24 protein-coding genes are annotated in these 21,462 nt (G+C 43.3%); 16 read left to right on the top strand and 8 right to left on the bottom strand.

Annotated features, from left to right (window positions below; translation table 11 throughout):
* Positions 1-143: 143 nt before the first annotated feature.
* Positions 144-929: an SGNH/GDSL hydrolase family protein gene (locus LGO15_RS03325; RefSeq protein WP_226086741.1), complete on the top strand. Its 786-nt coding sequence runs from the start codon at positions 144-146 to the stop codon at positions 927-929.
* Positions 930-1,011: 82 nt separating this feature from the next.
* Here LGO15_RS03325 and LGO15_RS03330 read toward each other — a convergent pair whose 3' ends face one another.
* Entirely contained in the window at positions 1,012-1,368 is a 357-nt protein-coding gene (locus LGO15_RS03330) for a winged helix-turn-helix transcriptional regulator (RefSeq protein ID WP_226086742.1), read from the bottom strand.
* Positions 1,369-1,599: 231 nt separating this feature from the next.
* On the opposite strand from LGO15_RS03330, the gene LGO15_RS03335 reads away from it, so the two are divergent.
* The 5 genes from LGO15_RS03335 (at position 1,600) to LGO15_RS03355 (ending at position 5,726) form a co-directional block, all read left to right on the top strand.
* A complete protein-coding gene (locus tag LGO15_RS03335; protein WP_226086743.1) occupies positions 1,600-2,787 on the top strand; it encodes an MFS transporter in 1,188 nt (395 codons plus the stop codon).
* A 187-nt stretch (positions 2,788-2,974) separates the two neighbouring features.
* A complete protein-coding gene (ilvA, locus tag LGO15_RS03340; RefSeq protein ID WP_226086744.1) occupies positions 2,975-4,180 on the top strand; it encodes a threonine ammonia-lyase in 1,206 nt (401 codons plus the stop codon).
* Positions 4,181-4,469: 289 nt separating this feature from the next.
* Positions 4,470-4,976: a hypothetical protein gene (locus tag LGO15_RS03345; protein WP_226086745.1), complete on the top strand. Its 507-nt coding sequence runs from the start codon at positions 4,470-4,472 to the stop codon at positions 4,974-4,976.
* Positions 4,977-5,124: 148 nt separating this feature from the next.
* Positions 5,125-5,328, top strand: a complete 204-nt coding sequence (locus LGO15_RS03350; RefSeq protein WP_226086746.1) for a helix-turn-helix transcriptional regulator — start codon at positions 5,125-5,127, stop codon at positions 5,326-5,328.
* On the top strand, positions 5,325-5,726 hold the full coding sequence (locus tag LGO15_RS03355; protein ID WP_226086747.1) for a permease: 402 nt from the start codon (positions 5,325-5,327) through the stop codon (positions 5,724-5,726). Before LGO15_RS03350 ends, LGO15_RS03355 begins: the two co-directional genes overlap by 4 nt.
* Before the next feature lie 80 nt (positions 5,727-5,806).
* Here the strand turns inward: LGO15_RS03355 and LGO15_RS03360 are convergent, their stop codons facing one another.
* The gene (locus LGO15_RS03360; protein WP_226087809.1) at positions 5,807-6,043 is read right to left on the bottom strand and encodes a hypothetical protein; all 237 of its coding nucleotides are present in this window, start codon (positions 6,041-6,043) and stop codon (positions 5,807-5,809) included.
* Between the two features lie 253 nt (positions 6,044-6,296).
* On the opposite strand from LGO15_RS03360, the gene LGO15_RS03365 reads away from it, so the two are divergent.
* A complete protein-coding gene (locus LGO15_RS03365) occupies positions 6,297-6,464 on the top strand; it encodes a hypothetical protein (protein WP_226086748.1) in 168 nt (55 codons plus the stop codon).
* Between the two features lie 160 nt (positions 6,465-6,624).
* Here LGO15_RS03365 and LGO15_RS03370 read toward each other — a convergent pair whose 3' ends face one another.
* From LGO15_RS03370 to LGO15_RS03380, 3 genes are all read right to left on the bottom strand, one after another.
* Positions 6,625-7,047, bottom strand: a complete 423-nt coding sequence (locus LGO15_RS03370; RefSeq protein ID WP_226086749.1) for a hypothetical protein — start codon at positions 7,045-7,047, stop codon at positions 6,625-6,627.
* Positions 7,048-7,337: 290 nt separating this feature from the next.
* Positions 7,338-7,505, bottom strand: coding sequence for a hypothetical protein (locus tag LGO15_RS03375; protein WP_226086750.1), 168 nt, complete (start codon positions 7,503-7,505; stop codon positions 7,338-7,340).
* A gap of 59 nt (positions 7,506-7,564) precedes the next feature.
* The gene (locus LGO15_RS03380; RefSeq protein WP_226086751.1) at positions 7,565-8,116 is read right to left on the bottom strand and encodes an LPXTG cell wall anchor domain-containing protein; all 552 of its coding nucleotides are present in this window, start codon (positions 8,114-8,116) and stop codon (positions 7,565-7,567) included.
* A gap of 501 nt (positions 8,117-8,617) precedes the next feature.
* On the opposite strand from LGO15_RS03380, the gene LGO15_RS03385 reads away from it, so the two are divergent.
* The 5 genes from LGO15_RS03385 to LGO15_RS03405 all read left to right on the top strand — a co-directional run bounded on the left by LGO15_RS03385 (position 8,618) and on the right by LGO15_RS03405 (position 15,110).
* Positions 8,618-9,307, top strand: coding sequence for a response regulator transcription factor (locus LGO15_RS03385; protein ID WP_226087810.1), 690 nt, complete (start codon positions 8,618-8,620; stop codon positions 9,305-9,307).
* A complete protein-coding gene (locus tag LGO15_RS03390) occupies positions 9,307-10,308 on the top strand; it encodes a sensor histidine kinase (RefSeq protein WP_226086752.1) in 1,002 nt (333 codons plus the stop codon). The genes LGO15_RS03385 and LGO15_RS03390 overlap by 1 nt, the downstream gene beginning before the upstream one ends.
* Positions 10,309-10,407: 99 nt before the next feature.
* Positions 10,408-11,169, top strand: coding sequence for an ABC transporter ATP-binding protein (locus tag LGO15_RS03395; protein WP_226086753.1), 762 nt, complete (start codon positions 10,408-10,410; stop codon positions 11,167-11,169).
* Complete coding sequence (locus LGO15_RS03400; RefSeq protein ID WP_226086754.1) at positions 11,159-13,099, top strand: ABC transporter permease; 1,941 nt, start codon at positions 11,159-11,161, stop codon at positions 13,097-13,099. Before LGO15_RS03395 ends, LGO15_RS03400 begins: the two co-directional genes overlap by 11 nt.
* A gap of 340 nt (positions 13,100-13,439) precedes the next feature.
* The gene (locus LGO15_RS03405) at positions 13,440-15,110 is read left to right on the top strand and encodes an MFS transporter (RefSeq protein ID WP_226086755.1); all 1,671 of its coding nucleotides are present in this window, start codon (positions 13,440-13,442) and stop codon (positions 15,108-15,110) included.
* A gap of 138 nt (positions 15,111-15,248) precedes the next feature.
* On the opposite strand, the gene LGO15_RS03410 is transcribed toward LGO15_RS03405, so the two are convergent.
* Positions 15,249-15,608: a hypothetical protein gene (locus tag LGO15_RS03410; protein ID WP_226086756.1), complete on the bottom strand. Its 360-nt coding sequence runs from the start codon at positions 15,606-15,608 to the stop codon at positions 15,249-15,251.
* A gap of 195 nt (positions 15,609-15,803) precedes the next feature.
* On the opposite strand from LGO15_RS03410, the gene LGO15_RS03415 reads away from it, so the two are divergent.
* The 3 genes from LGO15_RS03415 to LGO15_RS03425 all read left to right on the top strand — a co-directional run bounded on the left by LGO15_RS03415 (position 15,804) and on the right by LGO15_RS03425 (position 19,883).
* Entirely contained in the window at positions 15,804-16,808 is a 1,005-nt protein-coding gene (locus LGO15_RS03415; protein WP_167834147.1) for a GNAT family N-acetyltransferase, read from the top strand.
* Positions 16,809-17,499: 691 nt separating this feature from the next.
* Positions 17,500-19,560, top strand: a complete 2,061-nt coding sequence (locus LGO15_RS03420; protein WP_226086757.1) for a DUF4179 domain-containing protein — start codon at positions 17,500-17,502, stop codon at positions 19,558-19,560.
* A gap of 56 nt (positions 19,561-19,616) precedes the next feature.
* Positions 19,617-19,883 (top strand): hypothetical protein, encoded by a 267-nt coding sequence (locus tag LGO15_RS03425; RefSeq protein ID WP_226086758.1) that lies wholly within the window; start codon positions 19,617-19,619, stop codon positions 19,881-19,883.
* A gap of 35 nt (positions 19,884-19,918) precedes the next feature.
* On the opposite strand, the gene LGO15_RS03430 is transcribed toward LGO15_RS03425, so the two are convergent.
* Positions 19,919-20,593: a DNA alkylation repair protein gene (locus tag LGO15_RS03430; protein WP_226086759.1), complete on the bottom strand. Its 675-nt coding sequence runs from the start codon at positions 20,591-20,593 to the stop codon at positions 19,919-19,921.
* Positions 20,594-20,755: 162 nt separating this feature from the next.
* Between LGO15_RS03430 and LGO15_RS03435 the strand changes: the two genes are divergently transcribed.
* The gene (locus LGO15_RS03435) at positions 20,756-21,205 is read left to right on the top strand and encodes a hypothetical protein (protein ID WP_226086760.1); all 450 of its coding nucleotides are present in this window, start codon (positions 20,756-20,758) and stop codon (positions 21,203-21,205) included.
* 29 nt (positions 21,206-21,234) lie between these two features.
* On the opposite strand, the gene LGO15_RS03440 is transcribed toward LGO15_RS03435, so the two are convergent.
* Positions 21,235-21,393 (bottom strand): hypothetical protein, encoded by a 159-nt coding sequence (locus tag LGO15_RS03440; protein ID WP_167834142.1) that lies wholly within the window; start codon positions 21,391-21,393, stop codon positions 21,235-21,237.
* Between the last annotated feature and the right edge of the window lie 69 nt (positions 21,394-21,462).

The following is a 21,462-nucleotide window of genomic DNA, read 5'->3' on the forward strand; positions in this document are numbered from 1 at the left end:
TGAAGCATGACAGGAAAGGCGGCTGTACGGTAGCCTTTTTAAAAAAGGAAAGGATTAACCTTTGTTTTGTTGAATATGTATTTGACTAAACTTAATAGCGAATGAATCTGTGAGAGGATCGTGAAAAATTGAGGTTACGATACATGTTCGGAAGTATAATCATGGTCCCTTTTCTGCCATTTTTATATTTTCAGGGAAAAAGAGTCCGAGCCCGTACACCGCGGTTACCGGAGGCGATCGGGAATACGGGCAGTGTGAGATTAGAAGGGGAAAGGGAGTTTCGCGTTATTTTTCTAGGGGAGAGTTCGATCGCCGGTGTTGGGGTCACGCACCATGATGAAGGGTTCGCTGGAGTTTTCGCAAAAGAACTATCCGCAAACATGAATGCGACGATCCACTGGGAAGTGTATGCCAAAAGCGGCTATACTCTAAGAAAGGTGACAGAAAGAATCGTTCCGATGATACCTGACCAGAAGGTGGATTTGGTTGTGATAGGCCTTGGTGCCAATGATGCCTTTACCCTTAATAATCCCTGGTCCTGGCAAAAGCAATCAGAAAAACTAGTTTCAGACTTGAGATCCAAATTTGAGGATGTGCCCATCGTTTTTGCCAATATGCCGCCTATTAAGGACTTTCCGGCATTTCCATTGTTAATAAGAGTATTCATCGGCAATTTGGTTGAGATTTTAGGAAATGAGCTGTTGGCTACTGCATCAAAGTTCGATGGGGTCCATTACAGCGATACGAAAATCCGGGTACGAGATTGGAAGGCAAAATTCAATAAGGAGGATGGCGCCTTTTTTAGTGATGGAGTCCATCCTTCAAAGCTCACATATGGGCTGTGGGCGAAGGAATTATCTTCATTTGTTTGGGAGACAGAGGCACTTAGGGAGAAGCTGAACAGCAAAGAAATGTCAGGTGTCCAGTGAATTTTATTTAATCGATAAACCTGAACGACTGTCTATTAGGGTAAATAGCAAGAGACAGCGGAATCGGCCCGCTGTCTCTTCCTTATTCCTTAGGGTCACGAGTAACCAAAACATCCTCTTTATTCGGGTAATTTTTTTCAATATGCTGCTCTCCCCAGTAGCATAATGAATCCAGTATCCCTTTCAATGACCATCCATATTCCGTTAATGAATATTCCACTTTAGGAGGGACCTGGTTATAGACTTCCCGCAAGATGACATTATCTTCTTCCAGCTCACGTAATTGCTGTGTGAGCATTTTTTGCGTGATGCCAGGCATGAGTTTCTTCAGCTCACTTGTCCGCTTCTTGCCTTCGATCAAATGGCAAAGAATGACGACTTTCCATTTGCCGCCGATGACCTCGAGAGCCGCTTCGACTGGTATATTGTATTTCTTCAAAATGCACCCTCTTTTCTTTCCGATCGATTGTAGTGTCATTATAACCCTACATTTCTATAAGTAGTATAAGGCACTTTTTGGTGCCTATATAACCTTCAGGTGCCTACGGAACTTTAAAGTGCGTACTTCTCAACTTTTCCGGTATCCTTCATAATTGCATTCATGTTGGCCAGACACGAAAGGCGCCTTTCGCGGGTCAACTTAATAATCTGCAATGGAGGATACCTTTTTATGAGTTCACATATAAAAAATAATAAGGGAACACTTTCCCTTTTGGCACTGGCAATCAGTGCATTTGGCATCGGTACGACTGAGTTTGTACCAGTTGGGTTATTATCGACGATTTCAAATGATCTCAATATCTCGATTACTTTGGCTGGATTGTTGATATCCGGGTATGCAATGGGTGTTGCATTTGGAGCACCGATTTTAACAGCTTTGACAAATAAAATGAGCCGCAAAACATTGCTTATGGCTTTGATGGTCATCTTCATCATCGGTAATTCCATTGCCGCCATTTCCAGCAGCTTTGGCCTGTTGCTTGCTGCAAGGATCATCACGGCGTTTTCCCATGGTGTATTCTTTTCAATTGGCTCAACCATTGCCGCAGACCTTGTCCCTGAGGATAAAAGAGCGAGTGCGATTGCCTTTATGTTCACAGGGTTGACGGTAGCAACTGTGACCGGTGTGCCGCTTGGAACCTTCATTGGCCAGCTGTTCGGCTGGAGAGCGACTTTTTGGGGAGTGGCATTGTTAGGAGTGATCGGGATTATCGCAAGTGCAATCCTAATACCAAAAAATATGAAAGAGGCACCGCCAGCTAAATTCAGTGATCAATTGAAAATACTGGGCAACGGCCCATTGCTGCTGGCTTTTGCGATTACCGCTCTTGGATATGGCGGCACCTTTGTCGCCTTCACTTACTTGACTCCGATTCTTCAAGACATCACGGGGTTCTCTCCGAAAGTGGTAAGCATCATCCTGCTTGTATATGGAGTGGCAGTTGCCATCGGGAATTCCATTGGAGGTAAGGCTGCCGACAAAAATCCTTTAAAGGCATTATTATGGATGTTCATTGCTCAAGCAATCATTCTCTTTATTCTGACGTTTACAGCTCCATTCAAGGTGGCTGGACTGATCACAATCTTCTTGATGGGCATGTTTGCGTTCATGAATGTGCCAGGCCTGCAGGTTTTGGTCGTACGATTGGCCGAACGCTATGTTCCGACCGCTGTGAATGTGGCATCCGCTTTGAATATAGCTGCCTTTAATCTTGGGATTGCCATTGGAGCATTTGTTGGAGGATTGATTGTTGACTCAATCGGGCTGATCCACACCCCGTGGATTGGGGGAGTTATGGTGGTTGGAGCGGTTCTGTTAACAGCCTGGAGCCGTCATATTGAAATAAAAGGAAGATAAAACTAGTTTTTTGGCAGAGGAGCAAGGGGGTGTTTACCCTTTGCTTCTTTTTACATTATAGATAGGATCATTAAAGTTGAAAAATGTTGAGATGCAAGGACCGGCCCTCTGTCTCACATGTCTCCGCATACTTTCTCTGCCCCTGAGCAACATAAGAGGAAAATGGAGGAAATAAGGTGGGTCTGCAATGAATTTGGATGAAGTGATTTTAGCGCGTGAAAAAATGAAGGGGATTGTGCACTCGACCCCACTTGATTATTCTAAAACGTTTAGCACCCTCTCGAATAATGAAGTGTATTTGAAGCTAGAAAACCTGCAAAAGACGGGGAGCTTTAAGGTTAGAGGTTCTTATAATAAGTTAATATCTTTGTCTCCAGAAGAGCTTCAAAAGGGGGTAGTGGCAGCCTCAGCCGGCAATCATGCCCAGGGTGTGGCCTATTCGAGCCAGATGCTTGGCATTCCGTGTACGATTGTCATGCCAAAGGGGGCACCGCTCAGCAAGGTACTGGCAACACGGCAATACGGAGCAGAGGTGATACTGGAAGGAGCCGTGTTTGATGAGGCGTTAGCTTATGCCTTGGAACTGAAAGACAAGCTTGGCGCCACTTTTATCCATGCGTTTGATGATGAGCCGGTCATTGCCGGCCAAGGGACCGTTGGACTGGAAATCCTTGATCAGATGCCGGATGTCGAGGCCATTTTTTGCCCTGTTGGCGGGGGAGGACTTATTGCAGGGGTCGCTTTGGCAGTAAAGGAGAAAAATCCCGACATTAAGGTATATGGTGTCCAGACGCTTGCGTGTCCGAGCATGAAACAGTCACTTGCAGAGAACCAGCCTGTCGCTGTTGAATCCGCTCCAACAATGGCGGATGGAATAGCTGTTCAGAAACCGGGGCAGAAGACGTTTACGATCATCAAGGAGTATGTTGACGACATTTTTTGTGTCGATGAAATGGAAATAGCCAGGACAATGCTTCTTCTTCTCGAGAGAAATAAGCTGCTGGTAGAAGGTTCAGGAGCAAGCCCGCTGGCTGCATTGCTTTATGACAAGGTGAAGCTTACCGGCAAGAAGGTTGCTGCAGTTATAAGCGGCGGAAATGTCGATGTCAATTTCATCTCCCGGATTATTGAACGTGGCCTGGTTGAATCCGGACGGTTCGCTCATTTTACCATTCATTTAAAAGATAAGCCTGGAGAGCTGCAAAAAGTGCTCAGCTCCGTAACTGAACTGAATGCAAACGTACAATTTGTCAACCTTCACCGGATCGGCAAGCATATCTATCCAGGCAATGCGCTGCTGGAGATTTCAGTGGAAACAAAGGACCATGCTCATATAGAGCAACTTTATAGTATGTTAAAGAATAAAGGGTTTCAGCTAAAACAAGAGGAATAACGACTAGGAGCATGGGGGCGTAACCTGTGCTTTTTTTGCATAAGGGGCAAATGGGGAAGACCAGGAGAAGGTTCATCGGATCGTTAAAGATAAAATACACAGGAACCCTGCCTATGTCTCAAGTTTGTGAGTCGAAGATCGTAATTAGGTCACTCTAATAAGAGAAATGAACGGAATGGAGGAGTGAAATTTGAAGCGGATTTTCATGCCTAGGTTTGGTATGGCAGTGTTCTCTGCTTTGATTGTTTGTTGTGGAATCTTCATTTTTTCACAGGGAGCTCTAGCTAACATGATGACTAGTCAAGTTCAACAATTGAAGAATGTGACCTTTGTAAAATCAGAATCAAAGCCGGATCCTGAATTGGAAAGGGCGTTCAGTAAAGAATTTGGGATCAAGCGAGGAGAGGACAAGGTGCGGTATTATTATAATCGTATCGACTTGAACGGGGATGAAGTGCCCGAGACGTTTGTCTATCTGACAGGCCCTGCTGTTTGTGGAACAGGAGGATGCAGCGGCCTTATTTTACAACGTGCCAATGGCAGCTATAAGGTCATATCCCGATTTAGTTTAGTTAGAACGCCAGTCCTTATCAGTGAAACGAAAACAAATGGTTGGAAAGATATCATCTTGTATGTAGCCGGAGGGGGAATTGAACCAAGTTACAGGGTATTAGAGTTTGATGGTCAAACTTACCCTTTGAATCCCTCGATTCAACCTGAGGTTGATCCCAACAACATAAAAGGGATTGGAATCATTAGTGGGGAAATAACCGAAAACACTGGTATTGAGTTTTAACGCGGAACAAGGAAGCATTCCAAGCTTCTCGTGAATAATAATTTTTCGAGGGACGGCATAAACGTCCCTCTTTTCCTGGAAGTGATGTAAAGTTTCCTTGACGTAAAGCTTGCTTTACAATAAAATGGAAATAGATGGGGTGAACGTGTTGAAAAACAATTTAGTTGAATTCAGGAAAAAACATGGTTATTCACAGGACCGGCTTGCAGCCACACTCGGTGTGTCCAGGCAGACAATCATATCGATCGAGAAAGGGAAGTATGATCCTTCGCTTCCGCTGGCATTCGAATTGGCAAGGACATTTGGTACGACAATAGAAGAATTGTTTACATACGAGGGGAAGAAAGGATGAGTTCTTTGGATGATAAAAAGGTCATGAAAGAGCAAATTACATTTTTAGTCTTCGGGATTTTCTTTTTAGGTATGAGTGGTTTCCTCGCTTTCGCTGGCATGATGGCTGATTCCGCTCCGCCTTCCATTACAATAATCATGATAGGAATGGCCGTTATGTGCTTTTGCCTGAGTTATCTTTATCCACAATTCAAGCAGAAAGACGAACGGATGAAGCTTATTAGAGAGAAGGGGATGTTCGCTTCATTCTTTGCCATGATGGTTTATTTTATCGTTTTCAATCTCGGGTTGCAGTTGGAACTGATCGAATTATCGGCCAGTGCAGTTGTCCACATCTTATCCACATTGATGATTTGTACGGTTTTTTTATCATTCGTGGTATATTCGAAGATTTATTGATTTTAGAGGATGGATTGAAGGCAACGAATAACTAGGGATGAATTATCAGGTAAGATTTCCGCTGCTTAACTGGCTCGCCTTCAGTTGTATTTTCGGTATGACATAAGTTGAGTTTTTAATGAAGAATACAAGCCAACCCCTGCATTTCCATAAAAGAATCCCATGAACAACCCGGCCCACAAATTATGGCGATGTGCGAAAAAGATGGAAATGCCCAATCCAATGATATTGGCCACTCCAGGAATAAAGGGTTTCGGTATTCTGATAAGGTTTTTTACTATTTGAGTTAGCAAAACCACCAAAGGGACAGCAATCATTGCATCCCAAAAGTTCGTGTGTATAATCGGGAAAGCCTCCACATCAAGCACCTCATATATAACGGAATCCGTTTTATTACCTATAGTTATTGCATTTTGGAGATGCTTTATCCGTCATTAGCTTAAAAATTCAATAAACACTGGAGTAGAGTAGAAGGCAGATAGAGAGGAGCAGAGTGCCGGCTTTCAGATGTCCGTGCGAATAAGAATAACCCTCCAGGAGAAAAATACAGAAAAAACTCTGGAGGAACGCATGAGAAATCAAAAACAAAAGCATAAGGATCCCCAAGTAATCAACAATGTACAGAACGACGAGTCACTAGAGATCAGCCAAACCGGATATGGGTTGGAATCCGTAACAGAAGGAACGGACTATATGGAGGGAGATAGAAAGGACTCAACAAACTGTGGCGAGTTATGAGTGAAACAGCAGTTATTTGGAAGCTCCTCTTTTAAAAAGCGAATCATTTATATCAGAAGCAGGTGATCCGTCGGTGGAGCGGCACCTGCTTTTTCTAATGAAGGTTGTGGTTCAGCGAGGGCGGTACCCTTATGAAGCTGGATTAGGCTGAAGGTAAGCCCTAGCTTTTGCTATCATTTTGATCTGCTCGGGATAGAGCATTATAATGTTTGAGGCTTTTAAAGCGCTTCTTCTTTTTTAAGTATTTTTCGTTCAGTACGAGAACTTTCCCATTGTCGGCTGCTGAAAATTTGCGGTAAACGGATTTGTATTTTTCAAAGGCAAAGTGTCCGGAAATATATACAGGTACGATGATCGCGAGCAGAATCAGGATGTCCCGGACGATATGGAATGGTTGGCTGAAAACATATCTCGTCATTACGGCCTGAGATGCAAAAGCCACCATCAAGATAATCAGTACATTGCAGATGTGAAAGGGGAAAAACTCTTTTCCTCTAAGAAACATCCGCTCCAGTTCATTTTTAAAAATAAGGGAAATGAATGCTGAAATCACAATGAAAATGAGGGAAATGAAAAACGCCATTTGCCCGACCTCCTTTGTAGATAATCCCTTTTCGGTATTGTAACATATTGGAATCCCAACTGGGAGAGAAGGGAACAGAGTCGAGTAGTTATGCGTGGATTAGGTCTTAGGGGGAAAAGCCATCGTAAGCAAAAGGGTGGTTCTCATCGAAGAGCCACCCTGACGGTAGAGTGCAGGGAGAAGTATTGAAGCACTTCTCTCTTTATTTATAGGAAAATATTCTGAATGAGAAGGTTACGAGTCCACTGTCTGAGAAGGTTTATGAGGCAGCACATCTTCCCCCAGCTTCATTACTCAACCATTCCAAACCAACTCGCAAATGAATAGGTCAGGAATCCAGTTCCGAAGAGGATAATCAGGAATCTTACCATCCAATAATATCGGTAGGGGCGAAAGAAGGAAACTACGCCGATTCCTACGAATAAAATCCCTAATAAAAAAGTAATGATTGAAATCATCAACATTCACATCCTTCAGTTAGTCTCCTGCTTTTTCTAGGCGAAATTGACGGAGAATCTTACTTTTTCTTACGCTTCATGAAAAAGAAAGCTGCGAGGGTGACAACTGCTAAAGCTCCTGCAATTCCTAGATAAAAGGGAGTTGAGTTTTGATTGCTGCTGCTTAGGTCGGCTTTTTTCGTTGGGGTTTCTCCTGCACCTAAAACCTCCAGATCGTTTTGCAAAGCTCTAAATGTATTGGTTCGGTCACACATGATGGTCGTAAGCGATTTTGCGCCGTACATATCTGATTCTTTTGCATAGACCAGGTATTCCTGCCCCTCGATAAATCGAAAACCACAGTCCCCGCCGCCAAATCCTGTCGTGATGATCGCTTGTGATTCATCCATGCCTTTCCACGTGTTTGTCACCTCAAACAGCACTTTTTTCGTCATGTACCCTTTTACCTTCTCTTCTTTTATCTCGATGACCTTCCCGCTAAAAACAGCATCTGAACGCTCTAGTTCGTCTGCAGCGGTCGGTAATTCCGCACAAGAGCATGCATTTGATACAGCAGGGAAAGATCCTATTAGGAACAAACTTAAAACCATAAATGCGAGTAACTTTTTCAAAATCGCACCTCCTGATACATATTGATTCTATTATATGAAGTTTATATCCTTCTTTTGATAGCCTCTTAAGGAAGCTAATAAGATTAATGTCTAAATGTGCCCTTATAGAAGCCAAACCGCCCTCATAAGGGTACGATTAAGCAGGAAATGTGCCCTTATAGAAGGCAAGCCGCCTGCATAAGGGTACGATAAAGCAGGAAATGTGCCCTTATAGGAGGTAAATCTCCCGCATAAGGGTACGGTTAGTCCTGAATAATGCTAATTGACTCATGATTATTCTATAAAATGGAAAAAACACTTTCATAGTTGCCTAAAAAAACAGAAACAAAAAATGAGGTCACTATGAAGCAGATTGGCGCCATTTATTCCATAAACATGAAAATGCGGTTACCAATAACCCAGGACCTAAACTCTTGTTCCCCATCACCCCTGCTATCTCTGGTGTATAGAAAATATTTCCTATAAAATAGAGGTGATAGATGTGGAAGTGTGGTGGTTATGGTGTTGAAGCTTTTGCTGATTGAGGATGATGCTTCTTTGTTTCATGAGATTCGGGAGCGTCTGACTCAGTGGTCGTATGAGGTGCATGGGGTGACGGATTTTGGGGATGTGATGGGTGATTTTACGAGGGTGCAGCCTGACTTGGTGATCATCGATATCCAGCTGCCGCGGTTTGATGGGTTTCATTGGTGCCGGATGATCAGGTCGCATTCGAATGTCCCGATTATTTTCCTGTCATCACGGGACCATCCTACGGATATGGTCATGTCGATGCAGCTGGGGGCGGATGATTTTGTCCAAAAGCCGTTCCACTTTGAGGTGCTGATTGCGAAGATCCAAGCAATCCTGCGCCGTGCTTATAATTATAATACGACCCAGAACCAGTTGAAGACCTGGTGCGGGGCGACGATTGATTATGATAAAAATATGGTTGAAAATGAGATGGGCCGGATTGAATTGACTAAAAATGAAATCTTCATTTTAAAGCTGCTGATCGATCAGAAAAACAAGATTGTCAGCCGCGATGAGGTGATGAACAGCTTGTGGGATGATAAGCGGTTCATCAGCGACAATACGTTGACGGTCAATGTCAATCGGCTGCGGAAAAAGCTGGATGAGATTGGTTTGGGCAGTAAAATCCAAACGAAGATTGGACAGGGCTATATGGCCGTTGAAGAGGAACATGCCTGATGTTTATTAACTATCTAAAGGAGCGGCGAAGCTGGATTCTGTTATTTTTGCTCCTCCAGTTTTTGCTCGTTTTTATTGCTTATATAGATTCCGCTGTATCCATACAGTCGATTCTTTATTATGTATTTCTGTCAGCTCTTCTATTTGTGATTTTTATCTTGATTCGTTACCAGAAAGAAATGAAATTTTACCAGGACCTGAAGGATACAGAGGATCTCCTTGATTTTTCAGACAGGGAACAGCTCAGTCCGTTTGAAGGGATGGTAGCAGAAAGCATCACATATCACTTTGAAGCGCTAAAAAAATCAGTTTCCAAAAATGAACGGAGGCTGGACCAGGAAAAGGATGAACTGCTTTCCTGGATCCATGAAGTGAAAACGCCGCTGACGGCTTTGAAATTGATGATTGACCGGCTCGTGGACCAGGCGCTGAAAAGGGAAATGACTTATGAGTGGCTGCGCATCCATCTTTTATTGGACCAGCAGCTGCATCAGAAACGAATTCCGTTCATGGAGAATGACTTATATATTGAACAGACCGATCTGGAGAGTTTGATCTTTGGGGAGGTCAAAACCCTGCAGTCGTGGTGCATCCAAAAAGGGATTGGCTTCGATATTGATCTGGAATACAACGAGGTCATGACGGATGGTAAATGGCTTTCGTTTATCCTGCGGCAGATGTTGACGAATGCTGTGAAATACAGCGATGCATCTGATATCCAGATTAAAAGTGCAGAGAGGGAAGGCCAGATTATCCTTGAAATTGCCGACAAGGGCAGGGGCATTGATTCCAGGGATCTCCCGCGGATTTTTGAAAAAGGGTTTACGTCCACTGCCCATCACCAGGATCACGCCGCAACTGGAATGGGCTTATACCTTGCAAAACAAGCGGCAGAGCCGCTGAAAATCAGGATCGATGTGGAGTCCGCACCTGGCAAGGGAAGCACATTCACCCTTACCTTCCCGAAAAGCAATGAATTTGTGCAAATAACAGGCATGTGACAAAAATGTCACATGCCTGTGTTCATTTGTTAGCTGAATCGAAGGAAGGCATAGTGCGAGGATTTTATAATGAAACTATCAAAGAAAGGATGTGCGGACATGATTTTACTGGAAGCTGCCAAACTTCATAAAACATATGGAAATAAATTTAATAAACAAGAAGTGTTGAAAGGGCTCGACCTGAAGATTTTCAAAGGTGAGTTCGTGAGCATCATGGGGGCCTCTGGCTCAGGAAAAACGACGTTGCTGAATGTACTTTCCTCGATCGACCGGGTGTCCAACGGATCCATCAAGATTGAAGGAAAAGACATTACCGGGATGAAGGAGAAACAGCTCGCTGAATTCCGCAAGCAGCATTTGGGTTTCTTGTTCCAGGATTACAATTTGCTCGACACGCTGACGGTGAAGGAAAACATCCTTTTGCCGCTCTCAGTCAGCAAAACGCCGAGGAAGGAAGCGAACCAAAGGTTTGAGCAGATTGCCAGTGAACTAGGAATTCTCAAACTGAAGGATAAGTATCCGAATGAAATTTCCGGAGGGCAAAAGCAGCGGACGTCTGCTGCACGCGCTTTTATCCATGATCCGAGCATCATTTTTGCCGATGAGCCGACAGGGGCTCTCGATTCGAAATCGGCATCAGACTTGTTAAATAAACTGAGCGACTTGAATCAAAAACGGCAGGCGACGATCCTGATGGTCACACACGATCCTGTTGCGGCAAGCTATTGCGGCCGGGTTATTTTTATAAAGGATGGCCTGATTTACACAGAATTGAATAAAGGTGACCAGAGTAGACAGGAATTTTTCAAGGATATCATGAAAACCCAGAGCGTATTGGGCGGTGTGCACCATGAGCGTTAATCAACTCATCCTCCGCAATCTGAAAAAGAACCTGAAAAACTATTATTTGTATGTATTTGCGCTGATGTTCAGTGTCGCCCTTTACTTTGCGTTCGTCACTCTCCAATATGACCCGTCGATGGATGAAACAAAGGGTTCGATCAAAGGGGCGGCCGCCGTCAAGTCTGCATCTGTCTTGCTTGTCGGGATTGTCGCTATTTTTCTGACGTACGCGAATGCGATTTTTATTAAAAGGAGAAGCAAGGAAATCGGTCTATTCCAACTCGTAGGGATGACGAAGGGCAAGATTTTCCGGATCCTGAGTGTTGAGAACTTCCTGCTTTACTATGGTTCCTTGCTGGCAGGCGTTTTCCTTGGATTCTCAATTTCCAAGCTGATCATAATGGTTCTGTTCAAAATCACCCAGGTCGATGGGATTGCAACGCTTCATTTTTCCATGACAGCCCTGACGCAGACGCTGATTGTTTTTTCGCTGATCTTTGTTTTGCTGATGGTGCTGAACTTTATTTTTATAAAAAGACAAAGCATCCTGAGCTTGTTCAGGGTGGTATCAAAAACGGAAGGCCGGGTGAAGAAGCTCTCTTTCTGGGAGATGTTGATGGGTGTCCTTGGCATTGCGTTGATTGGAATCGGCTATTATGTGTCATCGATGCTGTTCGAAGGGGACTTCACCTCTGTGAACGAACTCTTCGCGGCCATGGTGTTCATTTTAGCTTCGGTCATCTTCGGGACCTATCTGCTTTACAAAGGGTCTGTCAGTTTTATCGCCAATATCATCCGGAAAAAGAAGGACGGTTATTTGAGTATAAATGAGGTGCTTTCGCTCTCCTCGATCATGTTCAGGATGAAGTCGAATGCGCTGCTGTTGACGATCATCACGACAGTATCGGCATTGGCGATCGGGTTGTTGTCGTTAAGTTATATCTCCTATTATTCCGCTGAGCAGAGTGCGAAAAATATGGTGCCAGACAACTTTGCCTTTGTGGATGAGAACTCTGCTAGCGATTTTATGGAGAAATTGAATGCAGAGGGCATTGATTTTACGGAAAAAAGAATTGAGGTTCTTCAGGCGGTCATGAATGCAGAGGACATCATTGGCATGAAAATGGAGGGGTATACGCAGGACCCTCGATCCATGGGTGTTTCGGTCATCAGCGAGAAGTCTGAAGGGCAGAGGGAAGTAAGCAAGGATGAAGCCTACTTGACAGGGTACAGCGATATCATGATGAAATTCATCTCGATGAAGGACTCAGGGCCGATTGAGATCATTGGGGAAAATCTCTCCATTCCGCTGAATTATCAGGGGATGAAAAAGGATTATCCGGTTTCCCGGTATTTCGGGAGCTCTCCGGTAGCCGTGGTGGATGAGACTGTTTTCGAAAAGCTCAAGAAAGATGCGGACCCTGAGATTCAAAGAGGCTCTTCTCTCTATATTGGAATCGAGATTCAAAGTGAAAACGATTTGGAGAAAGCGAATGACCTGTTCAATGAAAATAAGTACCATGAAGCAGGGATGAATGAATCCCGCCTGGACAGTGAAAACATCCAAAAGAAACAGATGGGCTTGACCATGTTCATAGTCGGCTTTCTTGGACTGACGTTCCTCGTCACATCAGGCTGCATTTTGTATTTCAAGCAAATGGACCAGACAGAAGACGAAAAACCGAATTATACGATTTTACGAAAACTGGGCTTCACCCAGGGAGATTTGCTGAAAGGAATCCAGGCAAAGCAGGCGTTCAACTTCGGAATCCCGCTAGCAATCGGGCTGCTGCATAGCTACTTCGCCGTCCAATCCGGCTGGTTCTTCTTCGGTACAGAACTATGGTGGCCGATGCTGATTGTCATGGGACTTTACACTGCTTTGTATTCCATTTTTGCTGTACTTTCGGTGGTGCATTCAAAGAAAGTCATCCGGGAATCGCTTTGAATGCGGAGCCCAAGTGAATCCAAGTGAACCCAACTCCGAAGCAAGGGACATGTGTACCCTTGCTTTTTTGATGCTGGAAAAATGACCGAAGCACGGGACAAGTACCCTGTGCTTTATCTGTTACTGGAAAATTGATTCTCTTAAGAAATTAGGCTAATTGCGCCGTAAATCATACTAATTGCACCAATCCCAGCATTAATTGCGTAAACACAGCCTAGAATTGCATGGAAAAAAGGTTTAATTGCACTTTTAAACAAATATTTCCATGAAAACGTCTCTATGAAACTTTATATTGGTTGATTCGTATATAGAGAATACAAAAATAAAAGGGGATTTTTCTATGGGAAATATAATATTATTTGCTCTTTTAGTTGGATTAGCTTCTGCTCTGATTCTTACTCCTTTTACAAGAGGAGAAGATAAGGGTTGGAAGATGAGATCTTCCTTTATGATTGCTGTGATTGTCCTTGTTACAATAGGGACTTTTGCATTCTATTATGCATTTAATTTGGACCGGAATCTTTCTTCTGTGTGGCCGTTTGCGGTTCTGATCACATTTGGCGGAACGTTTTTTGCGGTGGGGAAGGAAAGAATGGTGAAAGGAATCTTATTCCTGGCAACCCTACTAATTGGCGCATACTTTATGATTGCCTTTCTTTTTAACGCAGGGGAAAAATATGAATCGGCGAAAATGGAGGAGAAGACGGAGATTTCGACTTTTGATGAAAAAGAAACGCCGGCGAGTGTTCCTCCACAGTTCGCTCGCAATAAAATGAAGAAGGCGTTCGGCCAGGTTCCGAATACGAGTTACTATGAGCTTGGGAATCTGCAGATCCAGAAAGTCAATGGCGAGTATGTCTATATTGCTCCCGTGGAGTTTTCAGGCTTTTTCAAATGGTTGAACGGTGACTCGACACCAGGTTATTTTACAGTGAGTGCCACTGATTCATCAGCAAACCCGAAATTCATGAAGTCGGAGATGATATACACACCATCTTCTTATTTCAATAAAAATCTCGAACGTCATATTCGGATGCAGTATCCTGAGACCATTTTTTACGGAGAAACGCAGCTGGAAATTGATGATGAAGGAAAACCTTATTATATCAGGACTTTCGGTGAGTTCATCTCAGCCAGGAATGGTTTTGATGTGAAAGGCGTCGTCGTCGTGGACCCTGCATCAGGGAAGACGGAATCCTATGGTTTGGGTGATGTTCCGGAATTCATTGATGGTGCGGTTTCTCCTGAGGCAGTCAGTCTGCAAAACAGCTATTTCGGGAATTATGTCCATGGTTATTGGAACAGTGTGTTCGGAAAGACAGATGTGAGGCTGCCTTCAGATGAAGGAACAGAGGCACAGGTCAGCCCGATTTTCGATGAAAATGGCGATATGTATTACTTCACCGATTTTACCAGCCCGAAAGAAGGAGTCGACTCGATGCTCGGATATGCGCTGACCAACTCGCGCACGGGGAAGGCGACCTTCTATACCGGCAATCTCGAAGAATCCTATATGGATTCTGAAGGTGCGCTGCAGATTATTGAAAAGAAATTCATCGAGAAAAAATGGCACGGTGAAATGCCGATCATCTATAATTTCTATGGCGAGGCAAGCTGGTTGTCAGGTGTACTTGATTCGAACGGCTTCCTGCAAAACTACTTTATCGTGTCAGCAGCGAACCCGGAGATTTCCGTATACGGAAACACTCCGAATGATGCATTGAAAAAGTATAAGACCGCGCTCCAGCGTGGCGGCGGAACGGTCGATGGCAGTTCAAAGGCAGAGGAAAAGCAAACGAATGGAACCGTGCTGCGCGTCTACAAAGAAAAAACAGGCGACTACACAATTGTTTCCATCCTGCTGGATAATAAAAAGAACTACATCATTTCATCAGAAACGAACCCACTGGCGATTTATGTAAAAGAAGGCGACCAGGTCAATGTCAGATACATGGATACCGGCGAAACCTTCCTGCCAGTAAAAGAGTTAGTGATCCAAGGATTAGAATAAACAGAAATCGCCTGCCCTCCGGTGTGAATGATGGACCGGAGGCAGGCGATTTTTTTGGTTATGGATAAATATAGGAAAGGTAAAGTGTCTTGAGGACATTTGGTGTAGGATATTTAGGAGATGGTATAGGTGAAAAAATTACTGTTGTTTCTCATTCAGTATCTCCAAAACATCCTGATGCTGCTTCTGAATATTGGAAACATGCTTAATTTCACTGGATAGTTCTGATTTCGTTTCATCCAGCTTCTTCATCAGTGAGCCATAGTAAAATGCCACTTCCTTCCGCATCTCACTTTGTTCTAACTGCAAGGATTGTTGCCCATTCTCTAAGTTGGTTAAACGAGTCGCCATAGATTTAAACTGTTCATCAACAGCAACAAAGTTTTCATCGACAGCATCAAAGCGGGCATCAACAGAATCAAAACGGGCATCAACAGAGTCAAACCGCTTGTCCATGGAATCAAGCCGATCTAAAATCTTATTCAATATTTCCGCCATCTTATTCACCTCCTTCTTTATGAATTTATTATACCCAGCCTAGTAAAATAAGTCACCACAAAAGTATGTTTTAATCAGTCCTCCCGTCGCGCATTAGTTTCATAGGGAAACCGTATAGTTATCCTTCTGAAAAAGGTGTTTTTCCATATAATGTAGAAATTAATATGAATATAAAAATGGGAGGCACCAATACATATGTCCTTAAGTAAATCTAGTGAAATAAAACTTCGAGATATGAAGGTTCCAGAGGATTATGAACAGCTCACAAGTCTTCTTAATATGATTGATCCGGGCTCCACTACTGCTCAATCTATTGAAGAGGAAGATCGGCAAATTCCAACGGTATCTAATCTTAAAATGAACGAAGATGGTCTGTTGGCTGGTTTTGGCAGGACACGGGTAGTTGCTGAGGATGACAAGGGGCAGATTATTGGTTATGGCGCTTCGTTTCGTGCTCCCTGGGTTGAACCTGGAAATCTAGGAAGCGTCTTCTGTGTTCACCCTGACTTTCGAAGGAAGGGGATAGGCGGAAAGATCCTTGCCCATCTTGAAAATTGGGCGAATGAGCATCATGCTTCTGTATTGTCCTCTATCGTAATGGATTGGATTGATGATTCGCTTCCATTCGTTCAAAACCGCGGCTTTGTAGTGGACGCACATATTTTTGATTTGGAATTGGACCTCAATCAATTTAACAATGCTAAATACGGCGATACCGTTGAACAAGTTATCCAGTCAGGCATTCAGTTGACGACATTAGCAGACTTAACGCGAGTGGAAACAGAAACCGAATTATATGAATTATGCGTGGAAACTGCCAAAGATAATCCTGGCCAATACTCGAGCCTTCCTCCTTTTGAGCAATGGAGAAAAGAATTCCTTCCAGAAGCCAATTCGCGAAAGGAATGGGTTTTCCTTGCCATTGATGGAGATCGTCTTATTGGTGTATCTCAACTATTCAGTACGGAAGATGAAGGGGTGCTGTATACAAACTATACAGGTATCTTAAAAGAGTATCGTGGTCGGGGAATCGCAAAGGCATTGAAATTGCGATCCATAGAGGCAGCCATGAAAGCAGGGGCCCATACGCTGACAACCGATTCGGAGGAAAAGAACGCACCAATGCAGCTTATTAATAGAAGCCTCGGATATATCCCTGGAAAAGGGCATTATCGGATTTTGAAAAAATTACGGAAGTGAACAATGGAAGGGAAGAGAACATCGTAAAAAGCACAGGGAGAGCCTGTGCTTTTTTTGATTAAATTTAGTAGCGGAGGGTGTGTCCGTATGCCAGTTTAAGCGAAAGATCCCTTATGAAGGGAATTCTACCACATAAGGGTACAATGCAAGCGGAATCGTATCCTTATGAAGTCCAATCCAGCCACATAAGGATACGGTACAAGCGGAATCGTATCCTTATGAAGTCCAATCCAGCCACATAAGGATACAGTACAAGCAGAATCGTATCCTTATGAAGTCCAAGTCAGCCACATAAGGATACGGTACAAGCGGAATCGTATCCTTATGAAGTCCAAGTCAGCCACATAAGGATACGGTACAAGCGGAATCGTATCCTTATGAAGTCCAAGTCAGCCACATAAGGGTACAATACAAGCGGAATCGTATCCTTATGAAGTCCAATCCAGCCACATAAGGATACGGTACAAGCGGAATCGTATCCTTATGAAGTCCAAATCAGCCACATAAGGATACGGTACAAGCGGAATCGTATCCTTATGAAGTCTAATCCACTAACAAAAGGATAAGATACCAGCCGTAAAGATCCCCAACTTAGGCAATATTCCCTTTTTTCAAAGATTGCTAGCATAATAGGGAATTAAAGGTAAAATAGAGTTAAAGAGATAGAGCGTGTTAAAAGGGGGGAATGATTATGGTCCCAGCGATGGAATCCATTACGATCGTAACTTTACGGGAAAAAGGGATCGATTCTGTCGTGGATTGGTTCGAGCAGCGTCAGCAATCCTTTTATGCGTTAGGCTGGTTTTACCTTCGTAATCAACAGCAAATGGAGGAGTTATTTTACCGGTCGATCGTTAAGGTGCATAAGGAATTGCCTCGATATAAACAGGATTCTTCTTTCGAATTATGGGTTGCTTCGATTTTCATTGATATTTGCCAGGAGCTTTCGGCTGATGATGGCATGCTGGCATCATCAGCCGAAAGTCCATTACATCAGGATTTATTTCATGCACTTGATCCGCTTCCAAAAGAGGAAAAAGAAGCAATGATCCTGACGTATGGCACAGGGTATTCCCGGGCGGAAGCTGCGCATATTTTACGAGTTTCAGCGGATAAAATGAAAGAGCTGTTGTTCTCGGGAACTCAGTCGGTCAGAAGACAATTGTACGGAACCAATACCTTCAACGGATGTAAGGAATATCAGCAAAACTACATTGATTATCTTGAAAAAACGATGGAGCGACCGGAGAAGATAGAGTTTGAGATTCATCTTTACGAGTGCGCAGAATGCCAGGAGGATTTGGCTGCCTTTCAGGATGTTACCTTGATGTTGCATCATGCTGAGTGGATGAGTGACTTGCCTGTGCCGGACAATTTTATCGCTAAAGTCAAAGAGCGGCTGGCAGAAAAGGAGAAGCAAAAGAAGCTGAGGAGCAAGAAGCGTAAGAATGTTGCACTTGTTTTTGTAAGTATATTTGCATTCGTGCTCGGGATCGGTTTCTTTACTGGTGCTTTTGCTAACGTCTATTATGCTTGGACCGAAGAAGATGAGCAATTGCGTACCTTCCTGCAGGAGGGCCTTGGCCAAAGTGTGAACCTGGAAGCGGAAAGCGATGGCGTGAAAATCAGAATTAAAGGCGTCGTTGCTGATGATTATCAGACACTCGTTTTTTACGAAATTGAAGATACAAATGAGGATAAACAATATGTAATGAATTTCGAAGATGGGCTTTCCATAGAAAATGAGAGGGAAATCATGAAGCAGGATACCTATCCGCGATATCAATTTCCAGATCTTAAAGCTGAGATGAATAAGAAGGAAAAGAATGTTTATCACGGAAAGGTGGGACTGCGGCCTCTTGAGGAAGAAAGTGGCGTTATCAAAATGAATATTGAAAGAATTCAAGAGTTGGCTCTCGACGAACAAGAGGCAAGGATGGGCTTTGGTTATAGGAGCAATGGATTTAAGACAGGTGAGTGGGAATTCGAGGTCCCGGTTACTAAGCAGCCTTCTATTGAATATGAACTGAATGAGCAAGCAGAAATCGAAGGAATCCCGATTCGCCTCGATAAATTGATCATGGCCCCGACAGCCACGCTTTTGGAATATGGTATTCCGATGGATGGACAAGAAAAAAGGATTGATAGGATTCAATTTGACGATTTAGAAGTGAACAATGTAAAAGTGAAAGCAGACCAGTTTGGCGGTGGGTATAACTATTTGCAGCCTGAACCAAATTGGCAGATCCTCCAGATGTATTATGACCCGTTTTATGGAGAAGAACCGGAAGACGTTACCGTTCAATTTCATTCTGCCTATTTTTCATTCGAAGACCATAAAAGTATCGAATTGGATGTGAATCAGCCTTATCCTCAGACGTTTGAATATGCAGGAAGTACCATCAGCATCGATAAAGTTGAAGTTGGCCAACCCACCACCGTTGTCATCAGCAATCATGAAATTGAAAACAGGAAATTTGAAACACTTCACTTTAATGTTGTAGGTGAAGATGAAAATGAATCGATTTCAATCGGGATGGAAACGGAGGGAGTGATCGTGGATAAGAATGGTGTTCAATACGATATGAATTCACCGACACTCGATTATGAAAAAATTGAACAGCCCCGCCATTTCGTTACCGACCACATCTTAATGTTAGATGGGAACAAAGTCATCCCTAAAAGGCTCAATCTTTACGGGTATAGCTCGATGAAATATTTGGATGATCAGGTGAAGATTTCGCTGGATTGATACAAAAAAAGGAACGGAGATCTTTTATCATCCTTTTCTTACAAGGAGGCTAAAATATGAAGCTGTTTTTCCAAGCCGCCATTGGCTCGATTGCCATTCATGTAATCTATTTTGTCAGCATATTGGTCATTGGTTACATCAAAACGGTTAATTTCACACCGGATATAGAGGAATCGTGGAATCGTGTTGATTCGCTACAGAACGAAGTAGCTTTCGGCATGACGAGTTCTCCGTTTTTCTTCCTCTTTACTTTTATCGGAATGACGTTTTTCTGTGTAATGATCATCGTTTTATTTAGGAAAGTTAAAGGAGCACAAGGGTAAAATCCCTGTGCTCCTTTCCATAAGGCGCCGTCACTTCACTTCTTGCCGATATGCTTCAAGGCTTCCCTTTTGCTTAAGTTCGAAAGAGGAAGCCTGTTCGTCATTTCGATGACTTTCTCAGGGTCTTGCTTTGCGTATTCTCTCAGTGCCCAGCCAATGGCCTTATTGATGAAAAATTCCTTCGTATGGCAGGTTCTTGAGATAATATCCTCGAGCATGGCCACGTCGGTTCTTTCTTTGTAGCCTAATTGGAATAAGATGCAGGAACGGATCAGCCAGATGTTATCCGAGGCGATCCATCTGTCGATAATAGGCTGCCGTTGCTGCGGGAATTTTTCAAGATAATAACCGAAATGCTTTTTCGCGATATGGTCGACCGTGTCCCACCACGGCTTGGTCGTGATGATGTATTCAAGAAGCCGGAGATTCTCTTCGGTGAACTGCTTTTTCATTAAATCTAACAGGTACGCCCCGCTTATCTGCATTTCGCGTTCGTCCAGCTCCCAGAGGGAAGTAATGACCTCATGCAAGTCTTCCTTTGCAGGCAGGCCATAAGTCTTCACATGCTGTTTGAAAACTTCCTGCATCTGCGGAGCTCTCAAACCAATATAGTCAAATTGATTCCTCATGTATTTGGAAAGCCTGACTGCTTCCGCGCTATTCCGGTGTTTTAATGCTTCCTCATATAGTGCTTCAACGTACTTATTCATCGTTACCTCACCATTAATATTGAATTTTGTATCTTGCCTCTATTGTATAGTAATTGGGGAAACCGGGATATGTACGAAAAAAATGTCTTGGAACCGCAACAGCTCATAAGAAGGAATTGGATGATGAAAGTCGAACTTAATCTATAAAAATTGGAGTGCGGATTGAGAGGAAGAATCATGAAGGCGATGAATAAATCATATTTGGGCTGGGGCATTTCTTTGGTCACTTTTCTCATCATCATGTTTGTTGATCAAACTTTCTATCTTGGCGTCTGGCCATCAACTCTGCCAGTTATACTCCTCGTTACACATGCTCTATATTTTCGGACGGATATAAAGGGAAAAAGGAGAATGCCGTATTCGATCTTTGTATTGCTTTATTTAAGCATTCTATATGTCTCTCTCCCTGACTACACCTATAATCAGGCGAAGGAAATCGTCCAGGAGAAATATGAGATCATAAACGAAAAAGAGCAGACCATACCTGTGATGGATCCTGGATTTCATCCTTTCTCCCTCACAAGCTTTTATTCCTTTAAGGTGAAATCAATGGATGCAGAACAGCGGGTGATGGTCAATCCGGATTCAGGAGAAATCATCGTCCCGCGTTAATCAAGAAAAAAACCACTTAAAGTGGTTTTTTAATCGCGCATGGCTCCTGCCTCTCGGGAAGTCATGGCCCCCTGGCCTGCAGCTATATCTTTCTGAATCTGCTGTTTAACTTGTTCTGCATCTGTTCCTGAGTATCCAGGTTGCATAGCAGATCTGGAATTGCCTTTAGCTTGTTGATTTTTCTCCATAAAAATCCTCCTTCGTTTCCGGTTTTATTATTTACAAAGCTCTGTTTATCATTCATGCATATATCATAA

Source organism: Mesobacillus sp. S13 (assembly GCF_020422885.1).
Lineage (GTDB): Bacteria > Bacillota > Bacilli > Bacillales > Cytobacillaceae > Mesobacillus > Mesobacillus selenatarsenatis_A.